We start from the raw sequence: 9,949 nt of genomic DNA on the forward strand, positions 1-9,949 counted from the left end.
TGCTCTTTTTTTAATCGTTTTGCCGCGCCGGCTCGTACTGAGGATAATATTTCCTCGTGGAGATGCGGCGGCGCATATAATCTAAATAGCGGGGAAGGGAGCGGTCTTTTTCATACCATTGGGTAAATTGAAAGCCCTTCTTTAAATAAGTATCGATAAGCTCCTTGTCTTCGGCGCTGCCGTATTTTCGAAGTACGGAAGGATCGACGAAAAGCCAAAGTCCCCGTTCGTCGTGGTAATGGGGGGCGAGCGCTTTGTTCTCGATGAGATCCTCCACGGGATAGCGCATAAAATTGCAGCCTCCGGCGGTCATGTAATAAGAGGAGCGTCCTTGGCGAATATTAATTTCAAACACCTTGTACTTTTTATCCCGCACATCGTATTTCAAATCGAAATTGGCGAAACCCCTGTAGCCGAGGGCCTTTAAAAAGCGGGTGTACTGATCGTAAAGAGCGTCGTCGCCGATGGTTAAAAGGGCGTTGTAATTGCCGATTTCGTAGGGGAGGCATTCGTCTAAAAGGCATTTGCCGAGACTCATCATGGTGACTTCGCCCCTGCTGTCTACATAAGCGTTTAAGACAAACATGGCGGAAGAATTGCCGGGGATAAAATCCTGCACGATCAGTTCGCCGGTATAGCCGGCGTCGTAAATAAGATCCACGACCCGCTTCAGCTCGTCGGCGTCGTCGATTTTATAAAACTTCTTCTTGCCCTCGAAATGCATGTGCACAAATTCGATACTGTCGTTGGCCTTTAACCCTACGGGGAAGGTGAAGCCTAAATCTAAATCGTCTTTGGTTTCCCGGGAAATAATCTTCGTCGCCGGGTAGTCCAAGCCGTATTCTTCGCATATAGCGTAGAAGTCGATTTTGTTCTCCAATTTTTGTTGAAGATCGTAATCGATGTAGTTGAAGACGAAGTCCTCTTTCAGTACCTTTTTATGCTTGGCGATAAGGGCGGTGTAGCCGTCGGAACAGGAGGTAAGGAGAAGAGGTTTTTTATCGGCGAAACGCTCCGCCACCTCTTTCATGGTACGCAAAAAGCCTTCGTCCGTGTCGAAATCCTCGTGAACTTCCACGTCGACGATTTTCGACGCCCTCGTAAAGCGAAGGGGCTTTACGCCAAAAGCATGGGAGCGCACGCCGTAGGCCTCGTGGAGGGAGCGTGCCACGCCGTAAGCGTTAATATCCGTTCCTAAAATAATCGAAGTAAATTCCATCAAATCCTCTTTCTTCCGCAAGTTTCAATAATGACGTCCCCTAAAACCTGGGTCGTGTCCACGACCTTTTCGTTGTCGATGCCTAAAGTGGAAAGTTCCGTACATGCCAAAATCACTACGGCATCTTTCGTGTATTTTTCGAGGAGCACATCCATTTCGGGGAAGCGGGTCTTGCCCAGTTCCTTCACATCGTAAATAATGCGCGTGATCGCCTCCTGCTCTTCCGCCGTCGGGTAGATCACCCGGAGATCGTGGCGGGCGGCGTAATGATCGTAAAGCTTTGTGGAGCGCGTGCCCTCCGTGGCGAAGACGGCCACATTTTTTGCGCCCATTTTCTTGCAATGGGCAAGGGTCTCGTCGATCATATTGATGATCTTGCCTTTCGCCATCTTCGACATGGCGTCGAAAAAATAATGGCCCGTGTTGCAGGGAAAGGCGATCAGGGGAACGTTTAAGTCGTTTAAAATATCGAAATCGCTCTTGACGGCGTCGAGGAAATCCTCGTCTTTACCGTGTAAAATCACATCCGTGCGATCGGGAAGAGTGGAGTGATTTAAAATGAGCGCGTTAATATGCTCTTGGTCTTTAGCAGCGGCCGTGTGGCGGACGATGTAATCGAATAAAACGGAGGTGGCCAAAGGCCCCATGCCGCCCACAATGCCCAGTTCGTAATTCATAGTGTCAGATCCTTTTTCATGTTTTCTTTATTGTACCATAGAATGAATCCTTACTAAGACTGAACATCAGGTGCCGCAGAAAGTCTTGTAATGGGGAATGCCGGGAGCGGTGCGCAAGGCCTTTTGCTCTTCGCTATGGGAGAAGGGATCTTTCAAGAGATCGAGGAAATGGAACAAAAAGCTGCTGTCTCCTGCTTCCGCTTCCTGAATGGCCCGCTCCACTAAATAATTCTTCGGAATAATCGCCGGATTCGTTTTTAGACGAAGAGATTCTCCCTCTTTGCCGGTCTTTTCTACGAGCTTTTCGTAAAATTCGCGGAAGGCAGGAGACCACTCCTCTTTTTTATCGCCGTAAGTGATGCGTAAAAAAGATTCCGTATAGTCCAGTTTGTCGTCGTAGAGAATATTTAAAAACTCTCGAATCATAGGTTCGTCTTCTTTGGAAATTTCCTTAAAGCCCAGTTTTTCGCCCATTTTTTGGAAATACATTTTTTCGAAACTGCGGCCGTAGTGCTGAAGAGCCTTTGCTTTTTTCTCTTCCGCCGCGGTGGGATCCTCGTCCAAAAGATTTAAGAGGGCATCTCCTAATTTGTTCAAATTAAAAATACCGATCTGCCCCTGATTTTCAAAGCGATAGCGGCCGAAGTGATCGATGGAACTGAACACCGTCTTCGGGTCGAAGACATCTAAAAAGGCGCAGGGTCCGTAGTCGATGGTTTCCCCGGAGATGGTCATATTGTCCGTGTTCATGACGCCATGAACAAAACCGAGGGACATCCATTGAGCGATGAGACGGCCCTGGCGCTCGGCGACCCGACATAAAAAGTCGTAGGCTTTGTCGGGAGAATCGGCAAGATCGGGATCGTGCCTGTGGATAGCGTAATCCAAAAGGGCTTCCACATCGCCGCCCTCCATATTTGCAATCCATTCGAAAGTGCCCACTCGCAAATGGCTCGAGGCTACCCGGGTCAAGATGGCGCCCTCCTCCTCGCTGCTCCGATAGACGGGCTGACCCGTCTTCACCACGGCGAGGGCACGGGTCGTAGGCACGCCTAAAACGTGCATGGCTTCGCTCATAATATATTCGCGAATTATGGGCCCGAGGGACGCCCGTCCGTCGCCGCCGCGAGAAAAATCCGTGCGGCCGGCGCCTTTTAACTGAATATCTCGCCGCTCGCCTTCAGGCGTGATCTGCTCGCCGATTAAAATGGCGCGGCCGTCGCCTAAAATGGCCGGGTAGCCGAACTGGTGGCCCATATAGGCCATGGCGATTGAAGATGCCTCCTTCGGCATCTTATTACCGCTTAAAACATCTAAACCCTCCTCTGAGAAAATCTCATCGGGATTTAGCCCGAGCTCCTCGGCGAGAGTGGGATTGGTTATAAAAAAAGATGGCTGCGCTACCGGCGTGGGATTCACCTTGCGGAAAAATGCGCCGGGCAGCCTTTCGTAAGAATTATCAAAATTAAACATAATATCACCATGAAGTACTTACCCGCTAAGAAAATATTTAACCGACGCGGATGAAGGAAGAACGAATATGAGGAAGATAGAAAAAGAGTATAATATCAAACACCATATTCTAATTTTCTATACATAAAGAATTTAGTTTATAAAAGTGAAAAAAAGTATATAAATTGAAAGACTGCCATTTATTTGAAAACTAACGATACAAAAGGAGTGACGCATGAAGAAGAAATGTATCGCGCTTTTGCTGGCGCTTGTCATGACATTGACGAGTTTTCCGATGACCGGCATTTATGCGCAGTCTGCAAATTATAAAATCGAAACTTTGCAGCAGAAACAAATTATCGTAGGACGTGGTGACGGCGGCCTGCAACTTAATGAATATTTGACACGAGCGGAAGCTGTTAAGCTTTTGGTTCACGCCTCGGGCATGGAGGAACTTACGAAAAATGTCGATATGAGTCAGCAGCATTTTAAAGATGTTCCCTCCAGTCACTGGGCTTTCAAATATATCGAGCTTATGAAAAGCTATCAAATGGTAGCGGGTATGCCCGACGGCAACTTTTATCCTAATGACAGGATCAGCTACGAGGAAATGATTGCACTTATTGTTCGATTAGATAAAGATTTCCCCGGGGTAAAAGGTAAATCTGAGGGAAGATGGTCTGCTCCATATTTAAATTACGCTAAGGATAAGAATCTATTGGATGGCGTTACCATGGAAAATTCCAAGAACCCTTCTATTCGTAGGGATATCTTTTATATGATCTACAACGCCCTTCCCTTTATGGAAAATAACAATCGTCTGCGGGATGTGGCCGAAAGACCTGTTGTAGAGAATAAAAGAGAACAAAAGAACATTCCTGAATTAATTTGGGAGCCGGCATCGCCCTCTATCCCGACACCTGCGCCCACACCGGATAAACCGATAAAACCGGAAGTCGATCCGGGAGCGGGAGACAATGACAAACCGTCCGTCGATCCCGGCAAAGACGATACGCCGGAAATGAAAACCGCACGGAAATTCTTAGGCCAGTTTATCGACAAGGCAAAGAGTCTTTTGAAAGGTTTAACACCTAGCGACGAAACCGATCCAAAAAAAATTGACATGGGCGAGGTCGTAGCAAAACCTGAAGATATTGCGACCTTGCAAGAAGCCATTAAAGCGGCGGAAGCGGAATATAACAATCCAAACGCTACATTAAAATCTTTGGAAAAAGCAAAAGGGGAAATGGAACAGGCCTCCATCGACTTTAAAACAGTGGAAGGCGAAAGACCTATCAAAGTGGAACCCTACACGGAAGAGGATTTTGTCATTGAAGGCAATGTGCTGAAGGGCCTAACCGAACAAGGAAAAGAAAAATTAGAGAAAAACAAAAACAACCTGGTCATTCCCGCTTTCGAGGGCGTCGATGAAATTGCGAACAATGCTTTTGCTAATGTGCCCATAAAGGTGCTTGAAATCGACGGCTCCATAAAAACCATCGGCAGCACTGCCTTCTTAAAATGCGGCATCGCCAAACTTACCTTAAATGATGGGTTGGAACATGTAAAAGCCCGTGCTTTTTCCAATAATAATATGAAAACCGTATCTATTCCCGGCACATTAAACGATGTGGAACCCAATGGATTCGCCAACAGCAATATCGTCAATCTAACCTTTGAAGAAGGCATACACTTTATCGGCGACTCCGCCTTTACTTCCAACGCCATCTCCAATATTAAATTCCCCAAGACGCTGAAACAGATCGATCTCGGCGCCTTTAAATCGAATTTAATGACGACGGTCGATTTCCCCGACGGCCTGGAAGAAATTTCACCGAAGATCTTCTGTCGCAATAAGATTACGGAAGTTACCGTTCCCAACTCTCTCAAGGTATTCTGCGGGAACTCTTTCCGCTACAATCCGGGTTTTGAAGGGGATACGACCTTCAAGATGTATTTGAAGGATCCCGTGAAAATCACGTCTTTAGACGGAATGACCATCGAAGACAAATTAAGTGAGGTCGTTCAATTGAGGCCCTATATTTTCAAGGGTCAATTAAAAGATGAAAAGACACCTCTCGACATCGAAAGTTGGGAACTGATCGATCGCCAAGGCGATGTATCCACCTATAGCGCAAAATTCGAACAGATTTCCGACCAAAAGCTGAACGATCTCTTAGGCCCCAATAAAAAAGACGGAACCTCCAACGAAACCGTACAGGAAAATCTGAAGAAGATTCGCCTCATCGTCAAGGTAAAAATTTCCAAGGACACACTGGGCGTTTGGGACAAAGACGACTTTATCGTGGAAGGCAATCAGATTACGGGCTTTACCGATAAAGGCAAGGAACGGGTCGCTACGGATAAAAATTTGGTGATCCCCGCTATCGACGGTGTCGATACCATTGCAAAAAGTGCATTTAAAAATCCCACGAGAGCTCCGAAAAATGATTTAACCTCGGTGGAAATTCCTAAAAATATTAAGACCATTGAAATGGCGGCATTTGGCGCCAATCCCATCGAAAAAATTCGCTTCAATGAAGGGCTTGAGACGATAGGTAATGCTGCTTTTATGGCGCATCATATAAGAGAATTACAATTGCCCGATTCCCTGAAATCCGTCGGCGATATGGCCTTTATGGCGGACAGGAAGATGCCAACATTAGAAAGCCTCACCCTCGGTAAAAACCTCGAAATCATCGGGCGCAATGCCTTTATGAAGGGCAAGCTCAAAGAACTCGTATGCAATGAAAACCTGAAGACAATCGACGTCAATGCTTTTTCGGGCAATGAACTGACATCGGTGAAATTCAATAAGGCGTTGGAAGAAATTTCCTGTTCTGCCTTTGGAAACAATCAGTTAAACGAAGTTCATTTGCCCTTCGGTCTGAAGAAGATCTGTGAAGGTGCCTTTAGTGGCAACAGCGGCATCGAAGTCATCCTAGGCAACCGCATGGGCGTCAAGGACATGACAACGGACGAAGTTAAATCCATGTTAAATGAAAAAATCACGACCCAAGTCGGTTATGGAAAAGGTGGTACTAGCTTGGCCAAGGCGGTGGATTGGGAAATCACCGGCGATACGGCGAAACCTGTATTTGATCCGAGCATTGCGTCGCAAATCCCAACCACACCCTTTGTTGTTAAGTTGGATGCCCTCTTTGATAGCGGCACCGATCAAGATATCGATGACGATTACCAAGGCGTACCCTGGACACCGGAAGACTTTGTGGTAAAAGATGGTGTTCTTACCACAATCGCCGACAGCGCCAAGGATAAACTTGCAACGAGTAACCGTGTGACCATCCCTGCAAAGGACGCAAACGGCAACAAGATTACTAAAATTGCGCCGAGTCTTTTTGGAAAAAATGCTTCTGATCCGGATAATACCAAGATTAAAGAGCTGGTAATCGAAGACGGCATCGAAGAAATCGGAGGAGCTGCCTTTAGAAACAATCTTATCGAAGAAGTGGTCATTCCCGACAGCGTGAAGACCATCGGTGGCGGCGCTTTTTCGAACTGCGAACAATTAAAGAAAGTAACCTTATCGAAGAATATCACCGAAATCGCACCTTCCGTCTTTTACGGCTGCCCCATTCAGGAATTGACCATTCCCGACGGTGTCACCACCATCGGTATGCGTGCCTTCCAAAATGCGGATATTAGAAACCTGACTATTCCCGCGTCGGTTACCGATATTAAGTCGAACGCTTTCAAAAACAATAAAAATCTCCAAAATCTAGTGATTCCGGGCACGGTCAAGACTATCGGCAACAGTGCATTCTCTTACTGCGGCCTGATCAATCTGACCTTGGAAGAAGGCATCGAAACCATCGATAAAGAAGCCTTCCGCTACAATAACATTAAGAAAGTAACCATCCCCGCATCGGTTAAGAGTTTAGGAAAGGATGCGTTCAGAGACAATATAGGCATTGAAATTGTAAAATAATAAACTCTTCGATATACAAAAAAGCTACCGTTCACTCGGTAGCTTTTTGCATGGTGTTCTTTCCAATAGCTCGGTAATGGTCATGGTATAATATGGGGAATAGAAAAGGAGGCATTATGGCTAAGAAGTATAGAGAAGGCGAGATTGTAGAGCGTCACTTTCCCAATCGTTCCGTGGTGAAAACGGAAGACGGCACGGAAATTCATGTAAAGGGCGGCTTGCCCGGGCAAAAAGTGGGCGTGCGCATTACGCGAAATCGTGCAAACAATAAAAAGGGAAAGATTTTAGAAACTTTGGCGCCCTCTCCCATGGAGACCGCCCCCGACTGCCCTCACGCTCCCGTTTGCGGCGGCTGTATGTACCAGACCATAAGCTATGAGCAGGAGTCGGCGCTTAAAAAGGAAATGCTCGACGATCTCTACGGCCGGGATGTGCCCTATACCATGGCGCCTCAAACCTACCATTACCGCAACAAAATGGAATACACTTTCGGAGACGAGGAAAAGGGCGGTCCTTTAACCCTAGGTCTCCATCATAAAAAGGGATTTTACGACATCGTCTCCACTACGGGATGCCTCCTGGTGCCCGAGGATATGGAAACCATTCGCGCGGAGGTTGAGCGCTATTTCCGCGAACTGAACACCCCGTTTTATCACCGCATGCGCCATGAAGGTACTTTGCGTTATCTCGTGGTGCGTCATGCCCGCGCTACGGATTCTTATTTGGTGAACTTAGTGACCTCGTCGGATCCCGTCGATGAAGAGGCTTTTGTGGCTTTTTTGCAAGGCTTGGAGCTTCAAGGCACCATCGCCTCTATTTACCACACCATTTCAGACGATTGGGCAGACGCCATTAAGCCGGAGAAAATCGTCCACTTGGCGGGGGACGAGTATTTGGAAGAGCGTCTGTTGGATTTGAATTTTCAAATCGCGCCCTTTTCCTTCTTCCAGCCCAATCCCGATACGGCGACCTTGATCTATGAAAAAGCTCGTGCTCTGGCGGGCAGGGAAAAAGGCGTGGTCTACGATTTATATTCCGGCACGGGTACTATCGGCCAGATCCTGGCCCAAGAGGCGAAGGAAGTCATCGGCATCGAGATCGTGGAATCCGCCGTGGAAGATGCCAATCGTGCGGCAAAGGCCAACGGCATCGAAAACGCCCGTTTCCTCGCAGGAGACGTGTTGGAGCTTATCGATACCCTTACCACGCGCCCCGATCTTCTCGTCGTGGATCCGCCCCGCGACGGCATCCATCCAAAGGCCATCGACAAACTGGCCGCATTAAATGCCCCACGCATACTCTACATCAGTTGCAATCCTGTGACTCAAAAAAGAGACATCGAAATCCTCAAAGCGAGCGGATACAAAGTGGAACACCTGGAGGCCGTGGACCAATTCCCGAGAACGGCACACGTGGAGAGTGTAGTATTGATGTCAAGAAAATAGAATAACAAGCTATAAAACTGTTGAAACCAATGGCTTTTAGGATTTTAAAAGAAATCTTAAAAGCCATTTTTTTATTTGAAAAATACCTTGCGGGAACATATTAATAGTAAAAATCGTAGGGGTGTGTAGACAGGATAGATATTTATAGGGAGAGTGAACAGAATAGATATTAGGACTTGACACATCAATTAATAAGCTGTAAAATATAAACAAGTTAGCAGATTAGCTAATAATGTAATAGGAGGTAATCATGAACAATCACGAACTGACTTTTGGGGATTTTATTTCTCAGAAGAGAAAGGATTTAAGAATCACCTTAAAGGATATGGCGGACAGGCTTAATATTTCCTCACCGTATCTAAGCGATGTAGAGAAAGGAAAAAGAGATTCTTTTGACTTAGATAGGTTGAACCAAATTGCTAAAATATTAAACTTGGATGAAGAAGAATCATCCATTATGATGGATTTAGCTGGAAAGCAAAGAAATACGGTGGCACCTGATTTGCCAGAGTATATTTTAAAGACTAAAGGCTTAAGCGTAGCTTTGAGAAAGGCTAGAGACTTAGATGTCAAAGAAGAAGAGTGGATAAAATTCATTGAAGAAATTGAAAAAGAGAGGTAGGCATGTATCAATATAACTTCAACAAATCAAGTACAGGTGCTCCATTTATCACTTTAGATCAAATTGAATCACTGACCGAGCAAATTCTCAATAAATATTGTCCTTCTGCAATTGAAAATTTTGAAGCAGTAGATATTGAGGGGCTTGCAGAATTTGATTTAGGGTTTAATGTTGAGTATGCCTACTTATCTCATAACGGATGCTATGCAGGGATGATGGTCTTTAATGATGACCAAGTAATACGAACAATGAAAAGCCTAATGCCAAATATTGAAACTGGACAATGGGAACTAGAATATCTTACAGATAGAGCTAATACTATTCTAATAGATAAGCAATTAGATAATCCAAGAGATAAAGGATTTAGAAGATTTACCCTAGCTCATGAATGTGGACATGGTGTAATTCATCCGTGTGTATTCTATAGAGATCCAAACCAACTATCTTTTTTTAATGAAGAAGAAAAGCCTGCATCACTAGCTTGTAGAACTGGCGATGTTAATAAGAAGAAAAATAAACGCTGGGGATTTATGGATACAATAGAATGGCAGGCGAATACATTTGCTTCTTGTCTTTTGATGAATA

At 45.7% G+C, this 9,949-nt stretch carries 7 protein-coding genes; 4 read left to right on the forward strand and 3 right to left on the reverse strand.

Going from position 1 to position 9,949, the window contains the following annotated elements; genetic code table 11:
• Positions 1–10: 10 nt before the first annotated feature.
• The 3 genes from PEPTYR26121_RS03450 to PEPTYR26121_RS03460 form a co-directional block, all read right to left on the reverse strand.
• Positions 11–1,219, reverse strand: a complete 1,209-nt coding sequence (locus tag PEPTYR26121_RS03450; RefSeq protein ID WP_246285886.1) for a carboxylate--amine ligase — start codon at positions 1,217–1,219, stop codon at positions 11–13.
• Positions 1,219–1,896, reverse strand: coding sequence for an aspartate/glutamate racemase family protein (locus PEPTYR26121_RS03455; protein ID WP_180499263.1), 678 nt, complete (start codon positions 1,894–1,896; stop codon positions 1,219–1,221). The genes PEPTYR26121_RS03450 and PEPTYR26121_RS03455 overlap by 1 nt, the downstream gene beginning before the upstream one ends.
• Positions 1,897–1,962: 66 nt before the next feature.
• Entirely contained in the window at positions 1,963–3,369 is a 1,407-nt protein-coding gene (locus PEPTYR26121_RS03460; RefSeq protein ID WP_180499265.1) for a protein adenylyltransferase SelO, read from the reverse strand.
• Between the two features lie 214 nt (positions 3,370–3,583).
• Between PEPTYR26121_RS03460 and PEPTYR26121_RS03465 the strand changes: the two genes are divergently transcribed.
• The 4 genes from PEPTYR26121_RS03465 to PEPTYR26121_RS03480 form a co-directional block, all read left to right on the forward strand.
• Positions 3,584–7,297, forward strand: coding sequence for a leucine-rich repeat protein (locus tag PEPTYR26121_RS03465; RefSeq protein ID WP_180499267.1), 3,714 nt, complete (start codon positions 3,584–3,586; stop codon positions 7,295–7,297).
• 116 nt (positions 7,298–7,413) lie between these two features.
• Positions 7,414–8,742 (forward strand): 23S rRNA (uracil(1939)-C(5))-methyltransferase RlmD, encoded by a 1,329-nt coding sequence (gene rlmD, locus PEPTYR26121_RS03470; protein WP_180499269.1) that lies wholly within the window; start codon positions 7,414–7,416, stop codon positions 8,740–8,742.
• 250 nt (positions 8,743–8,992) lie between these two features.
• Entirely contained in the window at positions 8,993–9,364 is a 372-nt protein-coding gene (locus tag PEPTYR26121_RS03475) for a helix-turn-helix domain-containing protein (RefSeq protein ID WP_002834913.1), read from the forward strand.
• A 2-nt stretch (positions 9,365–9,366) separates the two neighbouring features.
• On the forward strand, positions 9,367–9,949 hold a 583-nt coding region (locus PEPTYR26121_RS03480; protein WP_180499271.1), incomplete at its 3' end, for an ImmA/IrrE family metallo-endopeptidase.

This window comes from Aedoeadaptatus nemausensis, assembly GCF_903819165.1.
Lineage (GTDB): Bacteria > Bacillota > Clostridia > Tissierellales > Peptoniphilaceae > Aedoeadaptatus > Aedoeadaptatus nemausensis.

Bases quoted from the DNA above. Each gene is read 5' to 3' on its own strand.
- PEPTYR26121_RS03475 (WP_002834913.1), top strand. From the start codon at position 8,993: ATGAACAATCACGAACTGACTTTTGGGGATTTTATTTCTCAGAAGAGA.
- rlmD (WP_180499269.1), top strand. From the start codon at position 7,414: ATGGCTAAGAAGTATAGAGAAGGCGAGATTGTAGAGCGTCACTTTCCC.
- PEPTYR26121_RS03460 (WP_180499265.1), bottom strand. From the start codon at position 3,369: ATGTTTAATTTTGATAATTCTTACGAAAGGCTGCCCGGCGCATTTTTC.
- PEPTYR26121_RS03465 (WP_180499267.1), top strand. From the start codon at position 3,584: ATGAAGAAGAAATGTATCGCGCTTTTGCTGGCGCTTGTCATGACATTG.
- PEPTYR26121_RS03450 (WP_246285886.1), bottom strand. From the start codon at position 1,219: ATGGAATTTACTTCGATTATTTTAGGAACGGATATTAACGCTTACGGC.
- PEPTYR26121_RS03455 (WP_180499263.1), bottom strand. From the start codon at position 1,896: ATGAATTACGAACTGGGCATTGTGGGCGGCATGGGGCCTTTGGCCACC.